Annotated in this window: 41 protein-coding genes and 1 tRNA gene; 35 read left to right on the forward strand and 7 right to left on the reverse strand. The window is 34.3% G+C overall.

Annotated elements, in window-relative coordinates:
- Nucleotides 1-55: 55 nt before the first annotated feature.
- The 4 genes from FHL05_RS03745 to FHL05_RS03760 all read left to right on the forward strand — a co-directional run bounded on the left by FHL05_RS03745 (nucleotide 56) and on the right by FHL05_RS03760 (nucleotide 3,678).
- Nucleotides 56-1,528: an MFS transporter gene (locus tag FHL05_RS03745; protein ID WP_153385765.1), complete on the forward strand. Its 1,473-nt coding sequence runs from the start codon at nucleotides 56-58 to the stop codon at nucleotides 1,526-1,528.
- Between the two features lie 86 nt (nucleotides 1,529-1,614).
- Entirely contained in the window at nucleotides 1,615-2,610 is a 996-nt protein-coding gene (locus FHL05_RS03750; RefSeq protein WP_162000195.1) for a tRNA-dihydrouridine synthase, read from the forward strand.
- Between the two features lie 149 nt (nucleotides 2,611-2,759).
- The gene (locus tag FHL05_RS03755) at nucleotides 2,760-3,350 is read left to right on the forward strand and encodes a type 1 glutamine amidotransferase family protein (protein ID WP_153385766.1); all 591 of its coding nucleotides are present in this window, start codon (nucleotides 2,760-2,762) and stop codon (nucleotides 3,348-3,350) included.
- 82 nt (nucleotides 3,351-3,432) lie between these two features.
- Entirely contained in the window at nucleotides 3,433-3,678 is a 246-nt protein-coding gene (locus FHL05_RS03760) for a GlsB/YeaQ/YmgE family stress response membrane protein (protein WP_153385767.1), read from the forward strand.
- A gap of 56 nt (nucleotides 3,679-3,734) precedes the next feature.
- Here the strand turns inward: FHL05_RS03760 and FHL05_RS12510 are convergent, their stop codons facing one another.
- Together FHL05_RS12510 and FHL05_RS12515 are read right to left on the reverse strand one after the other, a co-directional pair.
- Complete coding sequence (locus FHL05_RS12510; RefSeq protein ID WP_238333987.1) at nucleotides 3,735-4,043, reverse strand: hypothetical protein; 309 nt, start codon at nucleotides 4,041-4,043, stop codon at nucleotides 3,735-3,737.
- A gap of 102 nt (nucleotides 4,044-4,145) precedes the next feature.
- A complete protein-coding gene (locus tag FHL05_RS12515; protein WP_238333988.1) occupies nucleotides 4,146-4,649 on the reverse strand; it encodes a hypothetical protein in 504 nt (167 codons plus the stop codon).
- Between the two features lie 249 nt (nucleotides 4,650-4,898).
- Between FHL05_RS12515 and FHL05_RS03770 the strand changes: the two genes are divergently transcribed.
- Entirely contained in the window at nucleotides 4,899-5,204 is a 306-nt protein-coding gene (locus tag FHL05_RS03770; protein ID WP_153385768.1) for a hypothetical protein, read from the forward strand.
- 133 nt (nucleotides 5,205-5,337) lie between these two features.
- A tRNA-Gln gene (locus FHL05_RS03775) sits at nucleotides 5,338-5,409 on the forward strand.
- 80 nt (nucleotides 5,410-5,489) lie between these two features.
- Here FHL05_RS03775 and FHL05_RS03780 read toward each other — a convergent pair.
- Complete coding sequence (locus FHL05_RS03780; protein WP_153522032.1) at nucleotides 5,490-6,638, reverse strand: tyrosine-type recombinase/integrase; 1,149 nt, start codon at nucleotides 6,636-6,638, stop codon at nucleotides 5,490-5,492.
- Between the two features lie 138 nt (nucleotides 6,639-6,776).
- Here FHL05_RS03780 and FHL05_RS03785 point away from each other — a divergent pair, with 138 nt between their 5' ends.
- Entirely contained in the window at nucleotides 6,777-7,388 is a 612-nt protein-coding gene (locus FHL05_RS03785; protein WP_153522034.1) for a hypothetical protein, read from the forward strand.
- A 112-nt stretch (nucleotides 7,389-7,500) separates the two neighbouring features.
- Here FHL05_RS03785 and FHL05_RS03790 read toward each other — a convergent pair whose 3' ends face one another.
- Genes FHL05_RS03790 through FHL05_RS03800 form a run of 3 tightly spaced genes read right to left on the reverse strand, consistent with a single transcriptional unit; the run spans nucleotide 7,501 to nucleotide 9,817 of the window.
- Entirely contained in the window at nucleotides 7,501-8,289 is a 789-nt protein-coding gene (locus FHL05_RS03790) for a hypothetical protein (RefSeq protein ID WP_057887013.1), read from the reverse strand.
- A gap of 60 nt (nucleotides 8,290-8,349) precedes the next feature.
- Nucleotides 8,350-9,456 (reverse strand): ImmA/IrrE family metallo-endopeptidase, encoded by a 1,107-nt coding sequence (locus tag FHL05_RS03795; RefSeq protein WP_162000196.1) that lies wholly within the window; start codon nucleotides 9,454-9,456, stop codon nucleotides 8,350-8,352.
- Nucleotides 9,443-9,817 carry a helix-turn-helix domain-containing protein gene (locus FHL05_RS03800; RefSeq protein ID WP_153522038.1) on the reverse strand — a complete coding sequence of 125 codons (375 nt, stop codon included), beginning with the start codon at nucleotides 9,815-9,817 and terminating at the stop codon, nucleotides 9,443-9,445. The genes FHL05_RS03795 and FHL05_RS03800 overlap by 14 nt, the downstream gene beginning before the upstream one ends.
- 163 nt (nucleotides 9,818-9,980) lie before the next feature.
- Here FHL05_RS03800 and FHL05_RS03805 point away from each other — a divergent pair, with 163 nt between their 5' ends.
- From FHL05_RS03805 to FHL05_RS03825, 6 genes are read left to right on the forward strand one after another with little or no spacing between them, the layout of a single operon-like run.
- Nucleotides 9,981-10,229: a helix-turn-helix transcriptional regulator gene (locus FHL05_RS03805; RefSeq protein ID WP_056945173.1), complete on the forward strand. Its 249-nt coding sequence runs from the start codon at nucleotides 9,981-9,983 to the stop codon at nucleotides 10,227-10,229.
- Nucleotides 10,229-10,978, forward strand: coding sequence for an antA/AntB antirepressor family protein (locus tag FHL05_RS03810; protein ID WP_153522042.1), 750 nt, complete (start codon nucleotides 10,229-10,231; stop codon nucleotides 10,976-10,978). Before FHL05_RS03805 ends, FHL05_RS03810 begins: the two co-directional genes overlap by 1 nt.
- Nucleotides 10,978-11,172: a hypothetical protein gene (locus FHL05_RS03815; protein WP_153522044.1), complete on the forward strand. Its 195-nt coding sequence runs from the start codon at nucleotides 10,978-10,980 to the stop codon at nucleotides 11,170-11,172. Before FHL05_RS03810 ends, FHL05_RS03815 begins: the two co-directional genes overlap by 1 nt.
- Complete coding sequence (locus FHL05_RS03820) at nucleotides 11,159-11,395, forward strand: hypothetical protein (RefSeq protein ID WP_153522046.1); 237 nt, start codon at nucleotides 11,159-11,161, stop codon at nucleotides 11,393-11,395. The genes FHL05_RS03815 and FHL05_RS03820 overlap by 14 nt, the downstream gene beginning before the upstream one ends.
- A gap of 26 nt (nucleotides 11,396-11,421) precedes the next feature.
- A complete protein-coding gene (locus FHL05_RS12680) occupies nucleotides 11,422-11,547 on the forward strand; it encodes a hypothetical protein (protein WP_274596047.1) in 126 nt (41 codons plus the stop codon).
- Nucleotides 11,548-11,562: 15 nt separating this feature from the next.
- Nucleotides 11,563-11,706, forward strand: coding sequence for a hypothetical protein (locus FHL05_RS03825; protein WP_153522048.1), 144 nt, complete (start codon nucleotides 11,563-11,565; stop codon nucleotides 11,704-11,706).
- Here FHL05_RS03825 and FHL05_RS03830 read toward each other — a convergent pair.
- Complete coding sequence (locus FHL05_RS03830; RefSeq protein WP_153522051.1) at nucleotides 11,684-12,001, reverse strand: hypothetical protein; 318 nt, start codon at nucleotides 11,999-12,001, stop codon at nucleotides 11,684-11,686. The genes FHL05_RS03825 and FHL05_RS03830 overlap by 23 nt on opposite strands.
- A 146-nt stretch (nucleotides 12,002-12,147) precedes the next feature.
- Here FHL05_RS03830 and FHL05_RS03835 point away from each other — a divergent pair, with 146 nt between their 5' ends.
- The 22 genes from FHL05_RS03835 (at nucleotide 12,148) to FHL05_RS12815 (ending at nucleotide 24,007) form a co-directional block, all read left to right on the forward strand.
- Nucleotides 12,148-12,408: a hypothetical protein gene (locus FHL05_RS03835; protein WP_162000197.1), complete on the forward strand. Its 261-nt coding sequence runs from the start codon at nucleotides 12,148-12,150 to the stop codon at nucleotides 12,406-12,408.
- Nucleotides 12,395-12,652, forward strand: coding sequence for a hypothetical protein (locus FHL05_RS03840; protein WP_153522055.1), 258 nt, complete (start codon nucleotides 12,395-12,397; stop codon nucleotides 12,650-12,652). The genes FHL05_RS03835 and FHL05_RS03840 overlap by 14 nt, the downstream gene beginning before the upstream one ends.
- A 15-nt stretch (nucleotides 12,653-12,667) precedes the next feature.
- Nucleotides 12,668-12,883: a hypothetical protein gene (locus FHL05_RS03845; protein ID WP_153522057.1), complete on the forward strand. Its 216-nt coding sequence runs from the start codon at nucleotides 12,668-12,670 to the stop codon at nucleotides 12,881-12,883.
- Nucleotides 12,884-13,363, forward strand: coding sequence for a siphovirus Gp157 family protein (locus tag FHL05_RS03850; protein WP_153522059.1), 480 nt, complete (start codon nucleotides 12,884-12,886; stop codon nucleotides 13,361-13,363).
- A gap of 1 nt (nucleotide 13,364) precedes the next feature.
- The gene (locus FHL05_RS03855; RefSeq protein ID WP_153522061.1) at nucleotides 13,365-13,613 is read left to right on the forward strand and encodes a hypothetical protein; all 249 of its coding nucleotides are present in this window, start codon (nucleotides 13,365-13,367) and stop codon (nucleotides 13,611-13,613) included.
- On the forward strand, nucleotides 13,614-14,984 hold the full coding sequence (locus FHL05_RS03860; RefSeq protein WP_153522063.1) for a DEAD/DEAH box helicase: 1,371 nt from the start codon (nucleotides 13,614-13,616) through the stop codon (nucleotides 14,982-14,984). It abuts the gene before it with no gap.
- A complete protein-coding gene (locus tag FHL05_RS03865; RefSeq protein WP_153522065.1) occupies nucleotides 14,981-15,226 on the forward strand; it encodes a hypothetical protein in 246 nt (81 codons plus the stop codon). Before FHL05_RS03860 ends, FHL05_RS03865 begins: the two co-directional genes overlap by 4 nt.
- A gap of 1 nt (nucleotide 15,227) precedes the next feature.
- Nucleotides 15,228-15,965, forward strand: coding sequence for an AAA family ATPase (locus FHL05_RS03870; RefSeq protein ID WP_153522067.1), 738 nt, complete (start codon nucleotides 15,228-15,230; stop codon nucleotides 15,963-15,965).
- Nucleotides 15,965-16,477 (forward strand): hypothetical protein, encoded by a 513-nt coding sequence (locus FHL05_RS03875; protein ID WP_153522069.1) that lies wholly within the window; start codon nucleotides 15,965-15,967, stop codon nucleotides 16,475-16,477. Before FHL05_RS03870 ends, FHL05_RS03875 begins: the two co-directional genes overlap by 1 nt.
- Nucleotides 16,478-16,545: 68 nt before the next feature.
- Nucleotides 16,546-17,367 carry a bifunctional DNA primase/polymerase gene (locus tag FHL05_RS03880; RefSeq protein WP_153522071.1) on the forward strand — a complete coding sequence of 274 codons (822 nt, stop codon included), beginning with the start codon at nucleotides 16,546-16,548 and terminating at the stop codon, nucleotides 17,365-17,367.
- A 19-nt stretch (nucleotides 17,368-17,386) separates the two neighbouring features.
- Nucleotides 17,387-18,595, forward strand: a complete 1,209-nt coding sequence (locus FHL05_RS03885) for a virulence-associated E family protein (protein WP_420838732.1) — start codon at nucleotides 17,387-17,389, stop codon at nucleotides 18,593-18,595.
- A 250-nt stretch (nucleotides 18,596-18,845) separates the two neighbouring features.
- The gene (locus FHL05_RS03890) at nucleotides 18,846-19,190 is read left to right on the forward strand and encodes a VRR-NUC domain-containing protein (RefSeq protein ID WP_153522075.1); all 345 of its coding nucleotides are present in this window, start codon (nucleotides 18,846-18,848) and stop codon (nucleotides 19,188-19,190) included.
- A 21-nt stretch (nucleotides 19,191-19,211) separates the two neighbouring features.
- Nucleotides 19,212-19,694 carry a hypothetical protein gene (locus FHL05_RS03895; RefSeq protein WP_153522077.1) on the forward strand — a complete coding sequence of 161 codons (483 nt, stop codon included), beginning with the start codon at nucleotides 19,212-19,214 and terminating at the stop codon, nucleotides 19,692-19,694.
- 86 nt (nucleotides 19,695-19,780) lie between these two features.
- A complete protein-coding gene (locus FHL05_RS03900) occupies nucleotides 19,781-20,197 on the forward strand; it encodes a DUF1642 domain-containing protein (RefSeq protein ID WP_153522078.1) in 417 nt (138 codons plus the stop codon).
- On the forward strand, nucleotides 20,190-20,441 hold the full coding sequence (locus FHL05_RS03905; RefSeq protein WP_153522080.1) for a hypothetical protein: 252 nt from the start codon (nucleotides 20,190-20,192) through the stop codon (nucleotides 20,439-20,441). The genes FHL05_RS03900 and FHL05_RS03905 overlap by 8 nt, the downstream gene beginning before the upstream one ends.
- 43 nt (nucleotides 20,442-20,484) lie before the next feature.
- Nucleotides 20,485-20,850: a DUF1828 domain-containing protein gene (locus tag FHL05_RS03910; RefSeq protein WP_153522082.1), complete on the forward strand. Its 366-nt coding sequence runs from the start codon at nucleotides 20,485-20,487 to the stop codon at nucleotides 20,848-20,850.
- A complete protein-coding gene (locus FHL05_RS12520) occupies nucleotides 20,843-21,289 on the forward strand; it encodes a PGDYG domain-containing protein (protein ID WP_238706869.1) in 447 nt (148 codons plus the stop codon). The genes FHL05_RS03910 and FHL05_RS12520 overlap by 8 nt, the downstream gene beginning before the upstream one ends.
- A complete protein-coding gene (locus FHL05_RS03920; protein WP_153522084.1) occupies nucleotides 21,286-21,675 on the forward strand; it encodes a hypothetical protein in 390 nt (129 codons plus the stop codon). The genes FHL05_RS12520 and FHL05_RS03920 overlap by 4 nt, the downstream gene beginning before the upstream one ends.
- A gap of 182 nt (nucleotides 21,676-21,857) precedes the next feature.
- On the forward strand, nucleotides 21,858-22,289 hold the full coding sequence (locus FHL05_RS03925; protein ID WP_153522086.1) for a transcriptional regulator: 432 nt from the start codon (nucleotides 21,858-21,860) through the stop codon (nucleotides 22,287-22,289).
- 625 nt (nucleotides 22,290-22,914) lie between these two features.
- On the forward strand, nucleotides 22,915-23,124 hold the full coding sequence (locus FHL05_RS03930; RefSeq protein ID WP_153522088.1) for a hypothetical protein: 210 nt from the start codon (nucleotides 22,915-22,917) through the stop codon (nucleotides 23,122-23,124).
- Nucleotides 23,125-23,138: 14 nt separating this feature from the next.
- On the forward strand, nucleotides 23,139-23,402 hold the full coding sequence (locus FHL05_RS03935; protein ID WP_153522090.1) for a hypothetical protein: 264 nt from the start codon (nucleotides 23,139-23,141) through the stop codon (nucleotides 23,400-23,402).
- A gap of 140 nt (nucleotides 23,403-23,542) precedes the next feature.
- The gene (locus FHL05_RS12815; RefSeq protein ID WP_420838733.1) at nucleotides 23,543-24,007 is read left to right on the forward strand and encodes an HNH endonuclease; all 465 of its coding nucleotides are present in this window, start codon (nucleotides 23,543-23,545) and stop codon (nucleotides 24,005-24,007) included.
- Nucleotides 24,008-24,120 lie beyond the last annotated feature (113 nt).

Genomic DNA, 24,120 nt, shown 5'->3' on the forward strand with positions numbered 1-24,120 from the left:
GGAAAAGTACAAATACGCAGAATTCCTTATTGTGATTGTGAAAGAAGTGTCAGCTATGCGCAAAAATAATGAATCCAATTTATTATTAATTATGATTGCAATTTTTATTGCGACTTTTATGACTTCAGTGGAGACGACTATCGTTACTACAGCTATGCCGACAATTATTAGTAAACTTAATGGTTTGTCGTTGCAAAGTTGGGTCTTTGCAATGTATTTATTGACCACAGCGGTCAGTACACCGATTTATGGGAAGTTGTCGGATCGAATTGGTCGTAAACCGGTTTTCATGATGGGTTTGATAGTCTTTTCGCTAGGTTCATTTCTTTGTGGAATATCTAGCAATATTTATAGTTTGATTTTCTTTCGTGCGATTCAAGGAATCGGTGGAGGAGCAATTATTCCCACAACTTTTACCATGATTGCTGATTTATTTACTTATGAGAGGCGTTCCAATATGTTGGCGATGAACAACACAGCCTGGGGCATTTCAGCACTTCTAGGGCCACTAATTGGAGGCTTTATAGTTGATAAATTGAATTGGCACTGGATATTTTTTGTCAACGTACCACTTGGGATAATCGTCCTAATTTTGACGTTGATAGGATTTAAAGAAAATAAGAAGCCAGCCAAAAAAGACCCTATCGATGTTAAAGGTATCTTCAGTTTGTCTGGTTTTCTAGTGTCACTCTTGTTGCTTTTCCAGTTACTTGGCAATAAGAGTCCTGATTGGTTGCTTGCTTTATTAATGGCAATTATCTTTATAGCTTTTGCGATTTGGTTCGTTAAAGCAGAAAAAAGGGCAATCGATCCAATGATTCCGCTAACTTTATTCAAGAATAAATTGTTTACGATTGAAATTTTAACGGCATCGCTACTTAGTGGAGTTCAGAGCGGCTTTCAGATTTATTTCCCGATTTGGTTGCAGTCGATTTATAAAGTTCCAGCTTCTGTTGCAGGCTTAGCCATCACGCCAAGTCCAGTTATGTGGTTAGTAGCATCGTTTTTCGTGGGAGCTTTAGTTAAAAGATTTATTCCCAAAAATATCACGATTCCGATTGCAATAATTCAATTGTTGTTTTACATTCCATTGATATTTGCTAGAACTAGTTTTCCAATGTTACTCTTCTATATTATTTCTGGAGTTACGGGTGCTGGTTTAGGAATTGTCGTTACAATGAATATTTTGGTGGCACAAGAAGTTGTTGGTGAAAAAGAAGTTGCCACAGCTTCCTCGATGTTAACTTTGGGAAGAACCTTAGGTCAGACCGTTATGACTAGTGTTTTAGGTTTGATTTTTAATTTGTCAATCAATCAAGGTATCAATAAATTCAAAAATGTTAATCTCCATCAAGCCAACCAGTTTATTAGTTCCAATAGTTCGGTTCATTTTAATGCAACGATTCTGAATGATTTACAAACAATTATTCTAAAAGGCATGCATACAGTTTTTTTGGCAACTATCATGTTATTCATTATCATCGTTATTATTAATTTTAGAGATAAGAATAAAGATATAATTAAATAAGATTTTTAGACTTAATACTTGCGTTGGCGTCTACAAACTGGTTATAGTTTATAGTATTGTAATTAATTTGGATTGGAAGTGAGAGTGTGACCCAGTCAGCATACTGGAATCGCATCGCAAATAAAGCTAAAGAAGAAAATCGTCCTTTCTTTAGTTTGGCACCAATGGAAGCCGTTACTGGCTCAGTTTTTCGTCGAGTAGTTATGAAAGCCGCTGCACCAGATAATTTTTATACAGAATTCACTAATGCATTGAGCATCACGCATCCTTTGGCCAAGGAAACTACTAAAGGGCGTCTTTACATTGACCCTAAAGAAAATCCTAAGCCAATTGTTCAGCTGTGGGGCAATTCAGAAGTTGATTTTGAAAAAGCTGCCAAAGAAGTGGAAAAACAAGGTTATGAAGCAATCGATTTAAATATGGGATGTCCTGATATTGCTGTTATTAAAAATCACAGTGGAAGTGACTTGATTCGCCATTTCGATACTGCTAAAGAAGTTATTGAAGGGGCTAGAAAAGCTGATTTGCCAGTTACTGTTAAGACGAGACTTGGTTATAGCGAAGTTAATGAATTTGAAACTTGGATTCCATTTTTATTAAAACAACAGGTGCCTGTTTTAACTGTTCATATGCGCACGCGTGAAGAAATGAGTAAGGTCCCTGCACACTATGAATTGATTGATCAACTAGTTCAGATGCGTGACGCCTATGCTCCGGATACACTTTTGCAAATAAATGGCGATATTGCTGATTATCAAGCTGGGATTAAACTAGCTAATGACCATCCTGGCGTTGACGGGATAATGATTGGTCGAGGAATCTTTATGAATCCATTTGCTTTTGAAAAAGAACCTAAGGAGCATTCAACTCATGAATTGTTGAATCTTTTGCGTTATCAATTAGACTTATACGATGAGTTCGTTGCTAAGGGGATTCCTGGTCATTTTGCACCATTACAACGATTCTTTAAGATTTATGTACGTGGAATGAAAGGTGCTTCAGCGATTAGAAATGAATTGATGCAGACTAAAACAACTGATGATGCTCGAAGAGTCGTTGATAGTATCGATCCAGGTGAATAATAGTTTTAATTTAGGAATGCGATGATAGCATTCTTTTTTTTTGCAACTAAAAATAAGAATTATTAAAAATAATTTTTGAGGTTTTTTGTAGTTAATAAAGTTTTTTTAGGATATTCTATGGAAAATGAGAAAAACAGGAGACACATTTAATGAAACGGGCGATATTTTTAATGTTAGATGATTATGCTGACTGGGAGGGTGCTTATCTTGCCAGTCAATTGAATCAAAGCTCGAATTGGTCGGTCAAAACTGCTTCGATAACGACTAAGATTACTTCCATTGGTGGATTAAAAACGATAGTGGATTATTCGTTAGTCGATATTCCTAAGGAAATTGATTTGTTAGTTTTGATTGGCGGCAATTCGTGGACTATTCAAAATGACAGCTTGTTGCAATTAATAAAGAATCAAATAGAAACAGGAAAATCACTGGCAGCAATTTGCGGTTCAGTCGATTATTTAGCAAGAAATGGTTTATTAACAGGATTTAAACATACTGGCAATGCAAAGTATTTATGGAAGGATTATGCCAACTACCAAAATGGTGCTGACTTTATTGAACAGCAAGTCGTTAGCAATAAAAATTTGATTACCGCGAATGGAACGGCAGCTTTGGAATTCACCAATGCGGTTCTGAAGTTAGTCGATTTTGACACTGAACTAAGGATTGATAAAATTACGGATTTATATGAGTTAGGCTATTACCAATATTGTGCAAAGTACGGTAAACCTATTTTATAAATATTTTTCTAAACAGCATATTAAGTGATTATTTGGGGATGATTGTTTAAAATATAGGTATAAATTATAAGGAGGATTTCATATGCATTGGTTATGGGTTTTAATTGTTGGAGCAATCATTGGTGCTATTGCCGGTGCCTTGACTAATCATGGCAAATCCATGGGATGGATCGGTAACATCATTGCCGGAATCGTTGGATCAAGTCTTGGTGAAGGCATCTTAGGATCCTGGGGTCCGCAAATGGCTGGAATGGCGATTATTCCATCTTTGATTGGGGCCATTATCTTAGTTGTTATCGTTTCATTTATAATTGAAAAAATGTCGTAAATAAAAAATCATCTATTGATTTTAGAGTTTATCTAATTTCAACGGATGATTTTTATTTAATTATTCTCTTGTGAAGATAAGTCATATGAAACGCTAAATTTTTTCAAAAGGACAATCGTACCTAAGAAAAAGATCGTCGCGATAATAGCGGTAACTGGTAGCATATGAAACATATTGCTAGGTAAAACTAGAGCCGGTAGTGGAAATGCAAAAGCAGCTGGTAGATTGATTTTTAACAATTGCAACAAAACAAAGACTAGCGGTAAGGCAATAATCGTTGAAATGAGCCATGAAGCAAAGATTAAATGAACTGCAACACCGATACTGGCAGCACCAACTAAAGCAATAAAATGTTTCGTGGCCATTTGCCATTTTTAGTCAGGCTTTTGTAAAACTTCAAAGAAGACGACCATAACGGGTGGAATGGCAGCCATTTGTGAAAATCCAAAGAACCAAACGGCACCGACTCAAATAATTGTCATAATCGTAAATACTAGCATATGTTTATTTTTAATTGGATTGCTAAGAGTGGCTTGTTTGTACTGTCCTTGAAGGAAAACGCCACACATTAAAGCAGAAGTGAACAGCAATATTGCGACAATAAAAGACCAATGTGTGGCATTAATGATGATTGGCAAAAGTCCGGTCGCAAATGATGGCGCTAAATTGGAATGGAGCAACCGCAGTAAAATTAGCATTAAGAGCAATCCTGACAATACCTTTTCAGCATAAGTGATTGATAATTGATTGATTAAAAAACCAATGATAGCTGTTCCCGAAGGTGCCAAAAAGATTTTTGTAGGCTGTTTGATCCAGCCACCATTTTGATAAATCCAAGTACCAGCTGTCAAAGCCCCAATTTCGGGCAAAATGATTTCCATATCATTGAGAATAGTTGCGCTTGCTACCATAAAAATTATGAAAGCAAAGCCAATCAAATAATTACGCTTTTCAATTGTAGATAAATGCATGTGGTTGTTGATATCTCCTTAATTTTAATTGATTCCAGTAGCGAAACTAGATAAGTGTAACACATTCGTATAATTTCTGAAAATATTATGTATATAATTTTTTATAATAAAAATATATAATATTGGAATTTATTTAAAATCTAATTGACTTTTACAAATTATGTATATGTACGTTTTGGAACATAGGGTAGTTTTAATTTGTAAAGCCACTAGAATTGAATTGTAAACAAATATAGGAGGAGTCACATCATGGATAATAGGACAGACAAAGTTACTAGGACTTACGATTTAGATAAAATTGATGATTTATTATGCGAATTGGATAATTCCAAGATTCGTATAAATGCATTAATGGATTATAACTTGAAGTTAGGTCGAATCAACGCTGAACAATTGAATAAGAATTTACTTGCACACGAATATAAAAGATTGAGTCCAATACTAGAACTGTTGAATACCGAGATTTTCGAATCATTAGACAAAGCTATTGAAATCTTGGACCGTGAATCACTTGCTGAAGAGACTTCAGAAATAGAAACAAAGCAAGAAGCATAACATTAATGAGAAAATAAAAAACATCTCGATTAAAATTCGGGATGTTTTTTTGACAAAAGGGTTCAAGATACCAGATTACTCTTGACATTAGGCCATTTTTTTTATAACATTTTATTGTTAGTTTTAAAGTCAATGGGCATTCGCCAAATGGTAAGGCAGCGGACTCTGAATCCGCAATTTATTGGTTCGAACCCAATATGCCCAATAAATACATCAATAAATCCTTATTATATCAAGGGTTTCAACGCTTGAAACTGTAGAATGGTCCGGCTTTTGGTCCGATGTCTAAAACGACACATAGCTGGCAAACTTTTCGGCAGTTTCTTTTTTTTGCTTTGAAGTAACTTCCGTGTAAATATCCATTGTTGTTTTATAGTTTTTGTGGCCTAACTGTGATTGTACTTCTTTAATAGTTGCACCGGCTTCGAAAGCTAATGTAGCAAAAGTACGTCTAAATCCATGAACCGTTATTTTTTTTAAGTCAAAGCGATCAATTGTATCTACTAACCATTTACGTGGTGTAGTTGGTACGAACATTTCATTTTTTATATTCGAAAAGACTAATTGATTATTGTCAGTGGCATTGAATCCTAACATCAACAATTGTTTTCTTTGTTCATTGCGCCAATGCTTTAATATTTCCATGGTTTTAGGGTCAACATCCACAGTTCTGATGCTTGTAGGTGTTTTAGGAGTATTAACTAATAGACGTCCATTTTCACCCTGTGACTGAGTTTTATTGATATTAATCTGGTTAGTTTCAAAGTTGACATCAGTCCATAAGAGAGCGAGAGATTCACCTTTACGCATACCTGTGAATGCTAATACTCTGAAATAGACTTCAGCAATATCATTATCCATGTCATGGAGGCACTCAAAAAAGTGTTTAAGTTCAGATAAATCGTAATAATTTTCGTCCATGGTTTTTATTTGAGCGGTATTAACGGGCAAAATAACTCTATTGGCAGGATTGCTTTCAATTATTTGCATCTTGTAAGCCCATGTAAGCACTCTATTGATATAATTGTAGAATCTCTTATATCTCGTTAAACTTTGTTTAAACCATTTGTTTACTGCCAGCTGAATTTGCACAGTAGTCAATTTCGATATTTTTGTTTTGCCAATTTCTGGTAAAATGTGAAGTGTAAAATGTTCATCAGTTTTGGAATATGTGGATTCCTTAACTGTCATTTTGTATTGATCAAACCATTTAAGATAAATATCCTTAAATGATAAATTTCTATATTCTGAGAAGCTCTTATTGTCAAATTCCAATCTCATTTTGGATAACAATGTTTGAGCTTCTTTTTTTGTTTTAATTCCACTTTTTATAGCTCTAACTTCCTTGCCAGTTCTCTCATCAGTACCAAGGTAAGCTCTTATTTTGTAGAATGTTTCACCATTTGCTTTTTTATATTTTTTTATTTCTGTCATTTTATTTTCTCCTAAGTAAGCGTGGGAGCAAACTTTGAGAGTAAGTAGGGCATCACCTCCTTAAATTTGATATTAAGTATACACAGTTGCTATGCTATACGTGATATAATATTATATAGGATACATTAGGAGGGCTATATGAACTTAACGTCATTAATATCATCACTTATAGTTTCTGGTAGTTTAGGATATTTAAATTACAATATATTAACAAAGTTAGATGTAGTAGACTTCTATAAAGATAGTAAGGATGATAAAAAATATTTTGTTATTATGCTTGGCGGTGTAAATTATCTTTTATATTTAGTGATAGCAAATTTTATACCACATGCTCAGCAAGGCAACTACTTAGCGATAGCTATCACTATGTTTTTAGTATTACTAATAAGCGTTGTTTTAGACTTTACTGTTTTTCCATTGTTTAAAAAGTTTATTAATTGGTTAATTTTAAGAGCAAGAAATAGAAGTGGACTACCTGACTTCGATGTTAAATCTGCACAAGAATTCTTTTTCAATAGTAATGAACCACAGAGAGTTTACATCTATGACTTTGATAATAAATTAATTGATTGTGGATATTTTTACTATAGCGCTGGTTCGGATTTTGACGAATTAAGTCAGGTTTTAATTCCCTTTGAAAAATCAGAAGAGGAAAAGTCCTACTTAGAAGTTAAAAGGTTAGCTCGTAAACAGAGTTCTCAAATGCTAATAGATTCTGATAGACAAATAAAGATTTTTAATCTTTCTTAGATTCTTCGTTGCTCTTAATAGAGTCCTTCCAGTCACGCTTAATTGCGTGGCTTTTTTTATTTTGGCAAAAATAAATAAGCCTACTCGAGACTTAGATTTATTTTTGTTGAAATTACTGGATTTGCCCCTTCCAGGTCAAGTCATTAAATTTGATTGTTACTTCATTTCCTGAATGTTTTAGCCCGACACCAATTCTTAAATTAGCATTTTGCCCTTCAGATAAAGTATCAGGTATACCATTGTCTCTATTTGATGATTGAGTACCAATTGTTCCGTTGGAATCTGCAACAGATAGTTCTGATCCATCAAAATCATCCAGTGGAATGTCTCCCTTAACAGAACTAACAGTATAATTAACAATTACATATTGTTGCATACCTGAATAATTATGAGATATATCGGTAACAGACACATCATCTGGATCAACCTTTTGCACTGAATTAACAGTAATTGAAGCAACCATATCACTATTGCCAACCATATCGCCTTTACCAAAATCCATTGGTTTAGAGCTTGAAGATTCAGATTTAGTAGATGCTTTTTTATTTACATATGGATGAATAGTAAACTTTTTAGAAATCTTCTGATTATTAAAATATGAGATTATTTTAAATTCACCTGAATTATAAAGGGTCATATTTACAGAACCAGTTTCAGCTACCTTAGGTCCATAAACGGCACCATCAGAAATTCTAATGATTTTATATTTATTACCCTCATTGGTACTAAATTTAAACTTTGCCTTTCCGTCGGCTTGTTGGGTGATATTTTTAGTATCAATACTTAAAGTCGCCTGTTCCTTAGGTATCATTAGGTAGGCAATTGCAATAATAAACACGCCAAGTACAACCCAGAACCACCATTTTTTATATAGTGGCTTTTTTACCTTTTCTTTATCCATAATATAATTTCCCCCATAAATATATATTTGATCAGTATAAGTATATCAGAAAAGGATGTACTAAATAGCCTTTAGTTTTGAATCTGATTCCGAATTAAACTCCTCAGTATAATCTGACAAAACATCTTGTAAGTAAAAAGTAGACATACAACCACATTGAGTACAGTATCTAGCATTACTTGGAAGAAGCATATTGCATCCATTTGGAGACTCTAAACACGCATATTTAATATCGTCAATATCATCAAATTCTGAAGTTACAGAGCAACCAGAACATTTATTAATCAAATAAGTTCCACATATTGGACATATTGGACCATTTGTAATTTCTTCATTGCCACACACGGGACAAATAATTGCTTTTCCATCTTTATCGAGTCTGCAAGGTTTTTTATAATTCATTAAGTTATTCCTCCAACTTTTGCTCAAAAATAAGTAATTAATATATTGGGGATTTTGTTTAGTCCCACATATTGGACAAATGACAGTATCTTTAAGAAGTAAATAATTGCATGTTTTACACGTAGTCGTTTTTGCTAATCCGAAATTTAAAAGATCAAACTGATTTGTTAATTTTGTTTTGACTCCATGTAAGCCATATTGCTTACGTCTATTTAAATCGTCAATGATATGACCACTTACTGAAAAGCTGACATTGAATATTGACTCGATATCAAACTGATCAATTCTATAATTATTATACGAAAGAAAGCCATCTATTACTGGGATTGGGGCCAAAAATCGTTTTGCAAAGTAATTTGCTTCTCGCTCATAGATTCGATATTTTCCTTCTGGAAGCAAATATCTAGAAACGATTGTTTCGTTAGATTCTTCATTATGTCTGAGAATATAGTGTCCTAATTCATGGGCTAGTGTGAATCGAATTCTTTCTTTGGAATCAATTTTTGCATTATAGAAAATAATATAATCATTGTCATCAGCGTTATACCATAATGCTCCATCATCGCTTTGTAATAATTTAGCAACTTCTTGCTCAGAACATTGCAAGCTTTTTGCATATTGGTCATATCTTTGTAAATGCAAATTGGGAAATACTCTAATAACTTTTTTAACTGAAATAGGTAAATTGCTTATTCCTAAAGTTTCCAAGAGATCATATGCAGATTTTTGGGCAAGAGCATAGTTTGCATCTCTATAAGTCGTCATCACTGTCATCCTCATCGAAATTATCATTGTCTAATTTATCAAATGTAATTTTCATCATCTTAATTAATTTTTCTTGATCGGATTTAGATAATTGACGAGCTCCACGTTGAATTGCACGTAATTCGGGGGTAGAGTCTTGAGGCTCATTACTAGATGTTAGTATTTGGCTTTTTAAGATATTCCAGTGTTCGGCCAACTTTTCAATCGAGCCAGCTCTAGGCATCTTATTTCCATTTTCCCAATTGCTAACAGCACTTTGAGCAACTCCGATAGATTCAGCAAGTTCAGATGTTGTTTCATTATGCAATTCACGATACTTTTTGATATTTTTTCCAATAATATTTTTTAAGTCTTCAGTCATGATTTTTATTTTTTCTTTCTACTTAATATTTATAAATTTAGTATATCACTTAAAGTCATATAATCAACACAAAAAGCCACCTTTATATCCCTAAAAGAGAATTAAATGTTGCATTATCTCTTTTAGGGATATATACTAATCTATGTTGAAAGGAGGTGACATGATGCCACTTGAACAAATGATGACTTTAAAAGCTTTACGAGTAAGAAAAGGATTAACACAGAATGATGTTGCAAATATCATGGGAGTCAATCGAATGACAATAATTAAATGGGAAAAAGATGCTGGTAATATGCCTATTAAATATATGTCTCGATTCTCTGAATTATATAAATATCCGATGAATGCTATTTTTTTTGGAAGTGTTATCTCTTTTAGAGATAAATTGAACGTAGAAGAAGGAAGAAAGTAATGAATCAATTAATACCAACAAGTACAGATGAACAAGGAAACATTTTAGTAAGCGGAAGAGACTTACATGGATTTTTAGAAGTAGGAAAAGACTTTTCGACATGGTTTAAAGACATGACTAATTATGGTTTTGAAGAGGGTAAGGACTTTACCCCAATTTCGGGGAAAAGTAATGGAGGTCGTCCCAGAACTGAATATGCAATGACATTGGATATGGCGAAGGAAATTTCTATGATTCAACGAAACGATAAAGGTAAACAAGCACGTCAATATTTTATTGAAGTCGAAAAGGAATATAAGCAAAATCAAATCGATGTTAATGAACTAAGCCCAGAACTAAAAATGTTCAATCAAATTTTCCAAACGGTGGCAGCTAATGAATTAGAAAATAAGAAACTTAACCACAAGGTTGATAACATTGCAGAAATCGTTTCATTAAATACCACTGATTGGCGTAAAACATCTCAATCAATTATTAAAAAGATTGCCATTACTCAAGGTGGATACGAAGCCTATCGAGATGTAGCAAAATCAATCTACGATGAAACAGACAAACGTGCTGGATCTAACTTGAAGACCAGACTTACTAACTTACGTAAGAACATGGCATTAGAAGGTGCTTCAAAGAGCAAACGTGATAAGGCCAATAAGCTTGATGTAATTGAAAGTGATAAACGCTTAAAGGAAATCTACATGGCTGTGGTTAAAGATATGGCTATTAAAAATAAAGTTTGGGAGAACGAATACTAATGACTAATATTATTTATCCACCTTTAGTGGAAGATGCTTACAAGTTTACAAGAAAACAAGGATTTAATTTAAGTAAAGCAGAGTTATATAAAAAACTTATTGAAGCTAATTTTATTGATAAACAGGGTAATGCAACCCAATGGGCTATTGATCAAGGGTTTGTTGAAGGAGGTCTAAACAATGGAAGAAGTTAGACCGATTGAAATGCTGCTAAGCGAACGGCAGTTTCAAATATTGAGAGATCAAGTCATTAAAGCCGTAACACGCAAATGGTTACGAACTAAAGATTTACCAAACTATTTAAATATGGCAGATAGTACGATTCGTGAGAATTTACCAGGTCTTCCATTCCACATAGTAGGTGGCACCAAGCTTTATGATCCGAATGAAATAGACGATTACATTAAAGATTTATAAAAAAACAAGCGTGGGAGCAAAGTTTTATGAGAAGTATTCCAGTACCAATGATTATATGGTTACCAATCTTAGTCTGGTTCGTGACTTACCAGCTTACTAAGGCTGGTGGATTAAAAAAGTGGCTAAAAAAATATACAGATTTCTATATGTAGAGGAGGGATGTGGATATGGATAAGAAGATTAAGTATCGAATAACCAACATTGATGAGTTAGCAAAGAAATTAAAAAAGGCACAGGCCTTATCCGAAGAGCTGGCGAGTGTCTTAAAAGAAATTGATGAATTTAAAGCTAAAATCCGATTTGACGAGTGACGTATTCTTCCAATGCCTTGTTCTGCATTTCTTCCCAAGTGGAGAACTTAGTATTTTCAGAAACATGTTTATCTAAAGTTGCGTCAGGCATTTTATCGAAACTTTCATTATCGACAATGCCAACAGCTTTAAAGAATTCATTCATATCATTGTATTTTGTATATTTTTGAACAAATGAATCAATAAACATGTCATCAAAGGATACTTGATGATCACCAGCAAAGTCATGAACCTTTTTAATTGACTCATCCAATTGTTTAGAAAGATCATCAAAACCGTTTAATTCTAATCCCATTTTTATCACTTCCTTTCTCAAGGAAGATTATATCAGAGGAGATGATCAGTTGAATGATGACTATCCAGATATTACAAGCAAGAAGTACGATCCAATTCGTGACACTGAACCTTACGATGTCATGATTGATGACAAACTGACGGGAGATGAACCACGTGAATTCTAAAGAGTTTAGTGAATTACTATCCGAACACAAACAGATGAATAGAACGATTAAATACACTGAAACCTTAATCGATGAACAAAGACAGCTCCAGGCAAATGCTGAGAGTCGAGACGATGAGGAGGCATACAGCAATTGTATTTTAAGACTGCAAGTCACGAACAGCCGTTATAAATCTGAGAATGATGACATTGAAAGCAAGCTAATTAAAGCATTCCAGGAGGCTAACCATGAATATCAATAAAGACGTGGTAGCGATCGAGAATGCCTTAGATGAGTTCGTTCGAATCGGCGAAGAAATTGGACGTAAGTCCGAACAGATTGAAACGTACGAAGCTAAGAAGTATGTGGAAAACGTCCAAGAAATTGAAAACAAATCAATAGCCTATCATATTGAGCGTTTAAAGCATTATCGAGATGACTTGATGATTGATAAGGCTAGGGCTGAAACAGTAGTTAGAGAAGCTTTTGAGCATTACTATTCATAGAAGGGAGGCGAATAAATGACTGAAATAGAAAAGCTTATAGATGTAGCTGTTCAATTCGGACAGATGAGGGTTCTAGTTAATCGTGAACCGACTCACTGGCACGTACATGAATTTCTTAGATTAGCTGGCGAAATGAATGAACAAAAAAAGTCGCTCTCAACAGCAATTGAGAACGACAAACTAACTATATTAATTAACAAACAAATTATATCACAGAGGGAGAATAAATAAATGGCAACATTATATGAATTAACGGGTAGTTATCATAAACTGCTTGAATTATCAGAAGATACAGACCCAACGCTTTTCAGTGACACGATGGATTCTATTACAGACGCTATCGAGGATAAGGCCGTTGGTTACGCAAAGGTTGATAAAGAGTTAGATAAGGATGAAAAAGCTCTTAAAGATGAAGCTAGTAGGTTATCTGCACGTGCTAAATCCATTAGTAATAATCGTAAGATTTTAAAGCAAAACCTACAAGAGGCTATGGAAACTACAGGAAAGACTAAGATCAAAACAAATGAATTTACTATTTATATTCAAAATAACGCCCCATCTGTGAGAATTCCTGATGAAAGTTTGATTCCAGCTTACTTAACTAAAACTGTGGTGGCACCAGATAAAACCAGAATCAAACAACTATTAAAGGAAGGAAAAGATGTACCAGGTGCTGAATTAAGTACCAGTTCATCTTTACGGATTAGATAAAATGGGAACATTAAGTCATCAAGCACCTAGAGGAGATTATTTAAAAAAAGAAGATATCACAGGAACTGCACGTGAAATCAAACAAATTTCCACAGAATTGGAAATCACATATATGGAAGCACTTGAAACGTATAAAGCACTTGCTTTGATTAATGGATATGACACTAAAGATGAACAATTGGCAGGATTTGGTGATTTGGCTCAAGAATTTATCGACGCAGTTTATACAATTCATACAAGTGAGCAATAAATGTTTCAACTAAGAGATTATCAGTTATCAACTATCGATAAAATCTACAAGTCATTTGACCAGGGTCATAGATCGATTATAGTGCAACAACCGCCAAGAACTGGGAAAACAGTAATCATGGCTGAAATAGCTCGTAGAGCAACAAATAAAGGCAATAGAATTTTATTCATTGTTCATCGTAAAGAAATTGTTGATCAAGTTATTAGAACTTTCGAGACTCAAGGCGTTGATATGTCACTTGCAAAAATTGGAATGGTTCAAACCATAACAAGACACGTAGACAAGTTAAAACCGCCCTCAATTATATTTGTCGATGAGGCACACCATGTGCTTGCTAAGAGCTATAGACGAATACTTGATAACTTTCCTAATGCATTAAAACTATTGTTCACAGCAACACCATATCGCTTAAACGGCGAAGGATTTGAAGAAGTAGCAGACGATTTGATACTAGGGAACTCAATAAAACAATTGATTAAGGATGGATTCCTAGCACCAGTCGATTACTATGCACCGGTTCAATTAGATGTTTCACAACTTAAAACTAAGAGTAATGGTGAGTTTGATGAAAAATCTATTGAGAAAGCATTCAAACCTAAAGTTTATGGCAATGCTGTCAACACTTTCAAGAAGTTAGGTGGTAGCAAACAAGCTATTGCTTATACATATAATGTTGCAAGTGCAGAACGATTGGCAGGTGAGCTGAACGCTAATGGAGTAGTAGCAAAGGCAGTGAGCGGTAATACTCCTAAAGATGAACGTGATTCAATAATTAATGATTATCGAAACGGAAAAATTCAAGTAGTTACCAACGCTGAACTTTTTACAGAGGGCTTAGACCTACCGAATGTAGATGTGGTGATTATGCTACGTCCTACGCAGTCATTGTCGCTATATTTGCAATTTGCTATGCGATGCATGAATCCGCGTAAAGGTAAGACAGCAATCATTATTGACCACGTTGGAAATGTTAATAGGTTTGGACTACCGACTGAACCACATCATTGGAAATTAGAAGGAAATAAAAAAGAAAAGTCTGATCACTCCAGGGATGAAATCAAACCGGTAACGACATGTCCTAAATGTTTTGCAACATTCTATCGCAAAGGCGACAATTGTCCATTCTGTGGTGCTGACTTAATAGAAGAAAAAGTGTTGGAAGTAGTTGAAGATGCCAAACTTGAAAAGGTCAAAGAAGAACGGCTACGTAAAGCTAAATTAATTATGAATGACAGTTTGACTAGGAAGATAGCTGACAAAAGGCCTAAAGATTTAAAAAGTTATGAAGAAATCAAAGCATATGGAAAATTCAAGAATTATAAGCCAGGTTGGGTATTTTTCTATGCAAAGCAAAGGGGATTTATTAAATGAGACGAACCACAGAAGTTTTGATTCAAGAAATTAATAAATTAGGTTACAGAACTGAACTAGCATCAAGTCATCCTGACAGACCTAATCAACAATTGTGGGTTTATAAAATGGACGGCTCAAAGCCGATTGCTAAAGTTTCGTTAATGCTTCAATGCCGTGTTAATACGATGTTAAACGGTGTTGGTAAGAATGAAGCAGAGTTGTTAAAAGTACTGTACAAATATTCAACAAGGGGGTTATAAATTGTCAATTCTACCCGAAAACAAACCACATCAACCGCACAACACCCCGAGAAACTTCTTTATCTGGGGAGCAACAATGAGCGGTAAAAGTTATCTGGCATCAGCGTTTCCTGATTCAATCGTATTCAGTACCGATGGTAATGAGAAGAATTCTGGTACGCGTCCTACAATCGCGTTGAAGAATTACGTTGATACAAAAGGGAAATTAACCACATCAGTTATAGACATTTTGGATAAATACATTTTGGCTTTAAGAACTGAACAGAACACTTTTAAGACAGTTGTAATCGATGTAATTGAAGATGTCACGGTTTTGCTAGAACAAGCAATCTGTATGGAAAACAATGTTAAATCACTTTCTGATATTGGTTATGGAAAAGGTTATGCAATTTTCAACTCCATGCTTTCAGAAATGGTTATGGATCTAAAGGCTTTGCCGATGAACATCATCTATATCAGTCGTGAAGATATGAAGACAGATGAGAATCAAAATCTAATTCCAGTTCCAGCTTTAAAGCAAAAATACTATAACGTCGTAAATGGTAACTGTGACTTAGTTATTAGAACTCAACATTTAGGAAAGAGCTATATCCGAACAGTCACAGACATTAGACGTAAATACAAACAATCAGAAATTGATGATCCACAGATTTTAAGAATTTTAATGGCAATACCTGGTGCATTGATAAAAGATGCTCCAGCACAAACAACAACAAATAATAAGGATGGTAAGAATTAATGAGTTTAAGAGATAGAGCTAAAAACGTAATGAGTAATTTTGATGCAACAAAGGACGATATCAACGGGTATGAAGGACTACCAGCCGGTGATTATCATATGGCAGTTGAAAATGTACAAGAATCTGATTACGGACAACTAAGCATGAAAGCTCAAGTTATTGAAGGTGACAACACAAGGCGTATCGAATTCATCAACATCGGTTTAGATGAAGTCACATCTAAGGGTCAACCTTTGCCCGATTTCGTAATCGATAGAAACATCAAAACCGTAGCACGTTTAGCAGCAGTTTTAGGAGTAGCTATTTCTGACGATGCTTGGGACAGCATGCAAATTATGGTACACGAATTTAGTAAAGCGGTTGGTAAACAATTTAAGATGACTTTGAAAATTCGTGAAAATAAAAAAAATCCTCAATATCCATATAAGGAATATGAATTTGAAGAAATTAAAGAAGATCCATTTGATGCTAAAGATGCACCAGAAGTTTCAGATGATGATGTTCCATTCTAAAAACCAATTAGCGCAGTAACGTATATGCCGAACGGGTGAAATGCCCGATAAATTAGGAGGGGAAGGACATGAGAAATTTAGTTAATTATGCAGTCGCTTATGCCGAAAAAGGCTTAAGTGTCCTTCCAATGTTAGATAAGAAACCACTGATCACTTTTGCAGATAAGCCACCTTTAAAACCTGATGAGGTTAGACAACTATGGAAACAATTTCCGTATGCACAAATAGCAATTAGAACGATAAACATATTTGTAGTTGATATAGATACTAAGGAAGCTCATGGACACGATGGATTTAAATCAATTGAAGAATATGAGCATAAGGATCTATTAATACCAACGCTTGAACAGACTACTTCTAGTGGTGGTAGACAAATGATTTATTTTAAACGTCCCGATATAGATATGTCTCAACACATTGGCTGGCTTCCGGGAGTTGATGTTAAAGCTCACGTTAATAATTATTTCATGATCGCACCTAGTGAACGAAATGGTAAGAGGTATACGTGGTTTAATCACAATCCGATTGTGACACCAAGCCGTGAATTAATTGAACTAATCAATAAACGACCAGTCAATAAATCAAACTATCAACCAGGTAATTATCAATTTAGTGATGAGAAAACAGCAACGTCTGAATTGTTTGAATCAATAGTTCATGGTTTAGGCGAAACTGGTGGTAGAAATAACGCCCTAGCGAGTTTTGTGGGTGGGTTACTATTCCGCAATGTAGAAGTAGAAACAGCATACGAACTTGCTAAACAGGCGAACGAGAATACATCTAAGTCGCTACCAGCTAAAGAGTTTGAACGAACTTTTGAATCAATGGTTCAAAAAGAAATTAAAAGAAGGGAGGCTCTAAATTCTATTGGAAGCAAAATTGAAAAGTAGTATAAGTAAATTATCCAAAATGCAACATGAAAATAAAGTGGTACAAATGCCATTAGATTTTGAATTAAACGAAAAAGATAATATTAAAACAAACAGTTTAAAAAATATTGGTTTGATACTGGAACATGACAAAGTGTTAAGAAACATCTTTGCATTTAATGACTTCACACATGAAATTGGAGTGGTTAAAGATGTACCTGATTTAAGAATTGATAAAGGACAAATGTTAGATGACTATGATCCATCAATTCTTAGATATATCGAAGATAACTACCACCTATTATTTAATAGAAATTTATTTCAAATGGCTGTAGTAAATGACGCCCGTAAGCGTAGGTACAACCCTGTGGTTGATTATTTCGACTTTGTTTATACACAGTGGGATGGGAAACACAGAGTTGATGATTTCTTACCTAAGTTTTTAGGGGTAGAAAAATCCGATATTACGACATTAATTACAAAAATTTTTTTCGTTGGTGCAGTTGCTAAGGCTTATGAACCTGAAATTAAGTTTGACTTTGTTCTTGATTTAGTAGGAGGACAAGGAGCTGGTAAAACTACATTTCTTAGAAAAATGGCACGTGAATGGTACACAGATCAGTTCACAGACTTCAAGGATAAGGATAATTTCGGAGTTATGTTGCGATCATTGATTGCTAATGATGATGAAATGACAGCTACAAATAATAGTAGTTTTGAAAGTTTAAAGAAATTTGTTTCAGCCCAGGAATTGGAATTTCGTCCACCTTACGGTAAAACTTCAATCCGCTATCCTAAAAATTTCGTTTTAGCTAGAACAACTAATGAGATGACTTATTTAAAAGATAGAACTGGTGAACGTAGATTCTTGCCCGTAAAGGTAGATGGTACACGTCAAAAGAAAACACCATTTGATGATCTAACTGATGAAGTTATCAATCAAATGTGGGGTGAATTTGTTAGCTATTATCAACATGGTTTTGACTTCGGCTTAAGTCGAAAACAAGAACAAGAATTAGCTAAGTATCGTGAAGACTTCATGTATGTAGATGAAGTAGAAACTCAGATTGAATACTTCCTTAAAAAATATCCTGATGATTTTGTTAGCAGTAATCAAATAGCAAAGTTCTTAGGCGAAACAAGTTTAGTTAAGAATCGTAGACTATCTAAAAAGATTAAATATGTTATGGATAATAAAGCTGGTTGGAGCTATGTAAATCATCCAAAGCGAGGTTATAGGAGAGATTAGTACACTTGTGTACACATTGGGACACTAATATTTAACTTAGTGTCCGGTCGAAACTCTTAGAGCCCCATGTCTTATATAAATATAAGGACACTAAGTACACTAATAAGTAGTATAGGTTATATATATATATATATTAGGTATATATAGGGGATAAGAAAAATTAGTGTCCCAGTGTCAAAATGAAGTTAATCCTATGTGGCAGTAAGAGAAATAGTGTCCCAAGCTAGTGTACCGAAGTGTACGAAATATTATGAGTAAATCAGAGCAAGAAATTCAAAATGATATTCGCGTTGCTGTAAGTTTAGATAATTGCAGAATATTTAGGGCAAATGTTGGTAGTGTGAGATTACCAAATGGAAAGTTTTTTCAAACAGGATTACCAAATGGCTATCCGGATTTACACGGATATAAAATTTCAAACGGTAAGATATTTTACCTTGAGATTAAAACACCAACAGGTAGACCACGCCCAGACCAGATACAGTTTCATAATCAATTGATGTCTGATCATATAATTCACGGTATAGCACGTTCACCAGAAGACGCACTAAAAATTATTGACGAGGAGTTGGTGGGTTATGGTTTTAAATCATAATGAGTGTGGAGGAAATAGAAAATGACTAATGCAGTAGTAAGCACGGTACTAGAAATCGAAGCCGAATATGGAACAGTACTCAAGTGTCCGATTAACGATAATCGCTTAGTAGCGATTAGAAAATTCTTAAACGATGGGGACGATCCTATTGAAAATAGGTCTCCCCTTGGGATTGATCTAAAAGTTGCGCAGAAACTATTAAATTCAAAAATGACTAAGCAGGAAATTGCCGACATTTTAGGAATCAAAGAATACAGACTGCAAAGATACATCAATTGTGGGTATCTTAATGATACTATCTGGCACACCTTCGATGATAAAAGAAAAAAACGTAGGAATTCTAAATACAGGATGTTCAAAAACGGTGATTACATCGGGGTGGGAACAATCAAAGAACTTGCTGAATTAACACACAAAACAGTCCAAACAATTAGCTACTATCATACCGAAAAATACAAGCTTAGAAAACACACAGACCGCTTTAGACTTGTGAAGGTTGAGTAACATGGGTCAATGATTCTATAGATGAATTGGTTCAAAAATTAGTCAAATACGTTAAAAAAGAAAAGGGATATCAAGGAGTGGAAAATATGAGAATTTTAAAAGGATATAGTAAGCAAGAACGTAAGGAACTAGAGGAAGCAAAAGACAACGGTTTCTTATCAGCTATTACCCTAATTAATGGTATTGGTGGTGATGATGGTGATTGCCATGCATTGTCTGAAAAATATTGCCGTGAATATACTAATGAAAACAATCAATTGGCTAAGGACATTGCAGATTTCTACTGTGGTAATGCTAAATTTCCTGAACAGAAATATTATGTACAACTGATTAAAAATAATGACGGCAGCTATCTCAACAGAAACAAGTTAAACACTTTCTTAACACTAGACGGCTGTCGCTTAGCCCAAAACTATCAAACTGAATTTACTGAACAAGAAATTAAAGATATTGACCCAAGATATATGGCTTTCGCTGTTCCAGTGGAGGCAGATGATGAATAAAGAAGAAGTTAAGAGTAAATCAAGTATTAATGACGCACCTAATGAGTTTCAAACAGCAATATTAAACGTTAAAACAAGAACGAGTGTAGTCATATTTCAAAAAGATGATAAACCAAAAATTACTTTTTATAAAGACTATGGAACAGTAGAAGTTATGTCATTAAAAGAAAACTACATTTTTAGTCTAAGGAATATTGAGAGCATTGAGTATGATTCAGATGAATGTGTTATTTACTATGGCTAGATAAATGTATTGAAGCTATTAGATATGGTTATGAGGTGGAGAAATGAGTATATACAATTTAGAAAAGTATGGATTAAATAGTTTCAAAGTATCAACTAATGCAGTAGATGAGATTAATGATGGGTTGATATTTTACATCAGCAAAGACTGGTCAAAGATTACTGACGATGGCTACATGTTCAATGAGCTTGAATTAATGTCCAAAAAACTGTCAGTCAAGAAGCGTATAGAGTTATGCAGAATATTTTCTCACTTTTACTTTTGTGATTTTGATGAGAAAACAGAAGAAATATATAAGAAACTCAGCCCTGAACTTAATTTAGATGATGTAGTAATGTCAATGATTCAAACATGTACAGCAATTTCTACAATTATTAATTATGAGAGGATTGGAAAATCTAATGATTAAAACATATAAGAAAGTAACAACCATTCAAGCAGAACAGTTTGATAATAGTAGAGAGATGGCTGAAAAGTATCACGTTGATTATGATGGAGCATACATTTTACCTTTCAGAATTGAAACTCCAGACGGGTGGCTAGGAATGAAGATTGGTGACTGGATTGTAACTGGTGTAAATGGTAATCATTGGCCGATTGCTGATGATATTTTTAAAAAGACTTATGTGGAGGTTGGAAACGATAAGAAGATTGTCAAAGCAGTTCAATTTGATTCTTGGGACGAAGAAATGATGTCCAGAATTGGAGTTTATGCATATGACTATGGCATATACCTGATTAATATTAATGGACTTCAAGTATTTCTTAGTCAAGGTGATTGGATTGTTACTTATCAAGATGGCAGTCAGTTTGTAATCCCCGATGAAGATTGGAAGACTAAGAAATGAATAATTTATCGAACGAAATTGTACATTTATCTAAGGTTTTGGAGAAACAAATTCCAAAAGGGTATCACGAAATTGCAGCAGAGTACGTTAGACAGAATATTACAGGAGCAATCTATGATTTACTAGTAATGGCTTTTTGTATACTGGTTGTTTATTTCATTATTAGAACCATTAAAAATGCAAATCAGAATAAAAAAGATTCAATGTTTTTTGAAAATTACGACGATCCAGATATAAGTATGCTTGGAATCATAGCAGTTCCAGTTGTAGTAATAATTGGGATTGCCATACTAATTATATTTGTTTCAGCATTTCTTGATATTCGAACAGCTATCCAACAAGCAGTAGCACCGAACTATTATCTAATCAAATCATTTATTAAGTAGGTGAAGGAATGATTTCGACAGTAATATTTTTATCAATTTATTCAACGATTGCTATGATTCTTATTATATCCACAGATGAAATTACCAAAAAAATAACCTATCTTAGTACAACAACTATTTTATTATTGTTTGCTATAACACTTGGAGTTATTAAAATATCAATGCATTTTAAGTAGGGGAGAGTGAACATTATTAGATCAGATATTAGAAATAGGTGTGAGAACGTATTAAAAGATTATCCGCACATTGATGAGTACATCAAAGAACGCAAGTTAGAACTTGCTTATCCGCCTAAAGAAATAGATGAAAATGTAGGAGGTGGAAAGAGTTCTAAAGTGTCACGTCCACAAGAAACATATGTGGTGACACTTGATCAAGACATGAGATTAAGAATGTTAGAACGTCAAAAGAGTGCAGTGACAGACTGTTATTTAGCGACCGATAAAGATACCAGGACTATCGTTGATGAATTATATTTTAAGGAACATCCAACGTATACGATCAGTGGATTATCAATACAACATAAAGTAAATGTTTCAATTGCTACTGCTAAACGTATGCGTACTAAATTTCTATTAGATTTGTCACAAAAGCTAGGAATGTTCGAGCCGTAATATTGAGCTTTTATTGAGCTTTTTAACGGTACTTTTGGTAGTAAATTAGTAGCATAGATGATTGGCAGAGATACTAACCATCTAAATAAAATGCAAAATATATCCCTCAAACTATATTTTAAAATAGCGTTGTGGTAATCGCTATTTAATCGACAATGTAAGACGTGTGGAAAGCGTCTTACTTCTGTGAGATGGCTATGGTAGCCAGTTAATAAAGACCAATTTTAGATAGACATTCCTCCCACAGGACTTAATATTATTTTACGTACACCTTTAATTAACTTTGGGTTCGATTCCCAAGTCTCACATTGCTCAGCGGAAAATGAGCATAGAATATAAAGGAAAACCTCATTTTTCCTTTTGTAAATAAACAACAAAGTCATGTATCAGAGTAGCGACTTAATATATGATTTAAAGTAGTGTGGCGAGTCTTTAAGTAGGCTTAGTTCTCTAAGCAGGACGGGTGAGGTCGTGGGTTCGAATCCCACTCACACTATTAAGCCAGTGGTACTTAGGACAGTACCTTAAAAGGAATGAGTGTTAGAGTTCAATGGCTAATCGCGTATCTAGTACGCACTAGCTGGTAGACATTGGTCTATCGGCTTTTTATTTTGGAGGAAAAACTATGTTAAAGATTAAATATTACTATTTTGAAAAAGGTTCATTAGTTTCAAACGATGCTTATATTGACCCTAATCTTATTTCGTCAATTACTAAAGGATATAAAAAGTATAGGAAACTTTATTACGTGAATATTGATGGACATACTTATTCAGTTAAAGAAAAGAGTCTAAATAAGATTTCAGATTATTTAGGTTATAAGTTTAAGTTGTGACGGGAGGCATAAATATGAAAGTAATCATACATCCTAATGAAGCACCAATTATATATGACGACTTAGGTAAACGTATTGAGGGAATATATAACTTTGATTATCATTATGTGACAGACACTAATAAACCCGATGGAGTTAACAGCATGAGTCTAAGTCATTGGTCTGATGATACTAATTGTCCAATCTTGTTACATCAAGGCTGGGATAAGAATCCATATTTAGATAGTAAATACTCATACTTTCAAGAGGGAGAAATAGTGAATCATGGACAAAGATAATGTTGCAACCCAAGGAAACTTTAGTTTCTTATCAGTTCTCACATTAATATTTGTGGTAGCTAAAATACTTGGATTCATTACATGGAACTGGTGGCGGATAGTCCTACCGGTACTTTTAAATGTCTAAGCCAAAGAAGCTAATGGTTATCAATGGAAGACGGCAGTTAGTTCCTATTGATTACCAGACTCGAACTGAAACAGATAAGGCATACAATCAAAAGCGGAACCGTGAGAACAAAGAGTACGTATCCTTTTACAAGACCACAGCATGGAGACATACACGTGAACAAGTCCTACTACGTGACTACTCAACCTGTGTAAGATGTGGACTTGAAGGAAACATAGTTGATCACATTGTTCCGAGTGAAGATGATTGGGAAGACAGACTTAATACAGATAATCTTGAGACGTTGTGCCAACGATGTCATAACCTTAAGACACGTAGAGAATGGGTTAAGAAGAACAAAGGACGTGAGAGAGCTATGCAGATACATATAGTAGTAGGCTATCCAGCTAGCGGTAAGTCTACATACGTTGCTAGACATATGACGTCACACGATCTTGTGTACGATTATGATTTACTTACATCATTGGTGTTAGTCTGATATTCCGGACACGGTCTCTATGTTAAAATTGTGAAATTAATAAGGAGAACTTATCTATGACTCAAAAATTTTCAGCCGAATTTCAGGCCTCAATTATGGATCTTTACCATTCA

The organism is Companilactobacillus halodurans, from assembly GCF_009600995.1.
In the GTDB taxonomy this organism is placed as follows: Bacteria; Bacillota; Bacilli; order Lactobacillales; family Lactobacillaceae; genus Companilactobacillus; species Companilactobacillus halodurans.

What these genes read in the sequence shown, in the direction of transcription:
- FHL05_RS03745 (WP_153385765.1), top strand. Translation starts at nt 56, where the DNA reads ATGCGCAAAAATAATGAATCCAATTTATTATTAATTATGATTGCAATT.
- FHL05_RS03755 (WP_153385766.1), top strand. Translation starts at nt 2,760, where the DNA reads ATGAAACGGGCGATATTTTTAATGTTAGATGATTATGCTGACTGGGAG.
- FHL05_RS03760 (WP_153385767.1), top strand. Translation starts at nt 3,433, where the DNA reads ATGCATTGGTTATGGGTTTTAATTGTTGGAGCAATCATTGGTGCTATT.
- FHL05_RS12510 (WP_238333987.1), bottom strand. Translation starts at nt 4,043, where the DNA reads ATGGCCACGAAACATTTTATTGCTTTAGTTGGTGCTGCCAGTATCGGT.
- FHL05_RS12515 (WP_238333988.1), bottom strand. Translation starts at nt 4,649, where the DNA reads ATGCATTTATCTACAATTGAAAAGCGTAATTATTTGATTGGCTTTGCT.
- FHL05_RS03770 (WP_153385768.1), top strand. Translation starts at nt 4,899, where the DNA reads ATGGATAATAGGACAGACAAAGTTACTAGGACTTACGATTTAGATAAA.
- FHL05_RS03780 (WP_153522032.1), bottom strand. Translation starts at nt 6,638, where the DNA reads ATGACAGAAATAAAAAAATATAAAAAAGCAAATGGTGAAACATTCTAC.
- FHL05_RS03785 (WP_153522034.1), top strand. Translation starts at nt 6,777, where the DNA reads ATGAACTTAACGTCATTAATATCATCACTTATAGTTTCTGGTAGTTTA.
- FHL05_RS03790 (WP_057887013.1), bottom strand. Translation starts at nt 8,289, where the DNA reads ATGGATAAAGAAAAGGTAAAAAAGCCACTATATAAAAAATGGTGGTTC.
- FHL05_RS03795 (WP_162000196.1), bottom strand. Translation starts at nt 9,456, where the DNA reads ATGACGACTTATAGAGATGCAAACTATGCTCTTGCCCAAAAATCTGCA.
- FHL05_RS03800 (WP_153522038.1), bottom strand. Translation starts at nt 9,817, where the DNA reads ATGACTGAAGACTTAAAAAATATTATTGGAAAAAATATCAAAAAGTAT.
- FHL05_RS03805 (WP_056945173.1), top strand. Translation starts at nt 9,981, where the DNA reads ATGCCACTTGAACAAATGATGACTTTAAAAGCTTTACGAGTAAGAAAA.
- FHL05_RS03810 (WP_153522042.1), top strand. Translation starts at nt 10,229, where the DNA reads ATGAATCAATTAATACCAACAAGTACAGATGAACAAGGAAACATTTTA.
- FHL05_RS03815 (WP_153522044.1), top strand. Translation starts at nt 10,978, where the DNA reads ATGACTAATATTATTTATCCACCTTTAGTGGAAGATGCTTACAAGTTT.
- FHL05_RS03820 (WP_153522046.1), top strand. Translation starts at nt 11,159, where the DNA reads ATGGAAGAAGTTAGACCGATTGAAATGCTGCTAAGCGAACGGCAGTTT.
- FHL05_RS12680 (WP_274596047.1), top strand. Translation starts at nt 11,422, where the DNA reads ATGAGAAGTATTCCAGTACCAATGATTATATGGTTACCAATCTTAGTC.
- FHL05_RS03825 (WP_153522048.1), top strand. Translation starts at nt 11,563, where the DNA reads ATGGATAAGAAGATTAAGTATCGAATAACCAACATTGATGAGTTAGCA.
- FHL05_RS03830 (WP_153522051.1), bottom strand. Translation starts at nt 12,001, where the DNA reads ATGGGATTAGAATTAAACGGTTTTGATGATCTTTCTAAACAATTGGAT.
- FHL05_RS03835 (WP_162000197.1), top strand. Translation starts at nt 12,148, where the DNA reads ATGAACCACGTGAATTCTAAAGAGTTTAGTGAATTACTATCCGAACAC.
- FHL05_RS03840 (WP_153522055.1), top strand. Translation starts at nt 12,395, where the DNA reads ATGAATATCAATAAAGACGTGGTAGCGATCGAGAATGCCTTAGATGAG.
- FHL05_RS03845 (WP_153522057.1), top strand. Translation starts at nt 12,668, where the DNA reads ATGACTGAAATAGAAAAGCTTATAGATGTAGCTGTTCAATTCGGACAG.
- FHL05_RS03850 (WP_153522059.1), top strand. Translation starts at nt 12,884, where the DNA reads ATGGCAACATTATATGAATTAACGGGTAGTTATCATAAACTGCTTGAA.
- FHL05_RS03855 (WP_153522061.1), top strand. Translation starts at nt 13,365, where the DNA reads ATGGGAACATTAAGTCATCAAGCACCTAGAGGAGATTATTTAAAAAAA.
- FHL05_RS03860 (WP_153522063.1), top strand. Translation starts at nt 13,614, where the DNA reads ATGTTTCAACTAAGAGATTATCAGTTATCAACTATCGATAAAATCTAC.
- FHL05_RS03865 (WP_153522065.1), top strand. Translation starts at nt 14,981, where the DNA reads ATGAGACGAACCACAGAAGTTTTGATTCAAGAAATTAATAAATTAGGT.
- FHL05_RS03875 (WP_153522069.1), top strand. Translation starts at nt 15,965, where the DNA reads ATGAGTTTAAGAGATAGAGCTAAAAACGTAATGAGTAATTTTGATGCA.
- FHL05_RS03880 (WP_153522071.1), top strand. Translation starts at nt 16,546, where the DNA reads ATGAGAAATTTAGTTAATTATGCAGTCGCTTATGCCGAAAAAGGCTTA.
- FHL05_RS03885 (WP_420838732.1), top strand. Translation starts at nt 17,387, where the DNA reads ATGCAACATGAAAATAAAGTGGTACAAATGCCATTAGATTTTGAATTA.
- FHL05_RS03890 (WP_153522075.1), top strand. Translation starts at nt 18,846, where the DNA reads ATGAGTAAATCAGAGCAAGAAATTCAAAATGATATTCGCGTTGCTGTA.
- FHL05_RS03895 (WP_153522077.1), top strand. Translation starts at nt 19,212, where the DNA reads ATGACTAATGCAGTAGTAAGCACGGTACTAGAAATCGAAGCCGAATAT.
- FHL05_RS03900 (WP_153522078.1), top strand. Translation starts at nt 19,781, where the DNA reads ATGAGAATTTTAAAAGGATATAGTAAGCAAGAACGTAAGGAACTAGAG.
- FHL05_RS03905 (WP_153522080.1), top strand. Translation starts at nt 20,190, where the DNA reads ATGAATAAAGAAGAAGTTAAGAGTAAATCAAGTATTAATGACGCACCT.
- FHL05_RS03910 (WP_153522082.1), top strand. Translation starts at nt 20,485, where the DNA reads ATGAGTATATACAATTTAGAAAAGTATGGATTAAATAGTTTCAAAGTA.
- FHL05_RS12520 (WP_238706869.1), top strand. Translation starts at nt 20,843, where the DNA reads ATGATTAAAACATATAAGAAAGTAACAACCATTCAAGCAGAACAGTTT.
- FHL05_RS03920 (WP_153522084.1), top strand. Translation starts at nt 21,286, where the DNA reads ATGAATAATTTATCGAACGAAATTGTACATTTATCTAAGGTTTTGGAG.
- FHL05_RS03930 (WP_153522088.1), top strand. Translation starts at nt 22,915, where the DNA reads ATGTTAAAGATTAAATATTACTATTTTGAAAAAGGTTCATTAGTTTCA.
- FHL05_RS03935 (WP_153522090.1), top strand. Translation starts at nt 23,139, where the DNA reads ATGAAAGTAATCATACATCCTAATGAAGCACCAATTATATATGACGAC.
- FHL05_RS12815 (WP_420838733.1), top strand. Translation starts at nt 23,543, where the DNA reads ATGGTTATCAATGGAAGACGGCAGTTAGTTCCTATTGATTACCAGACT.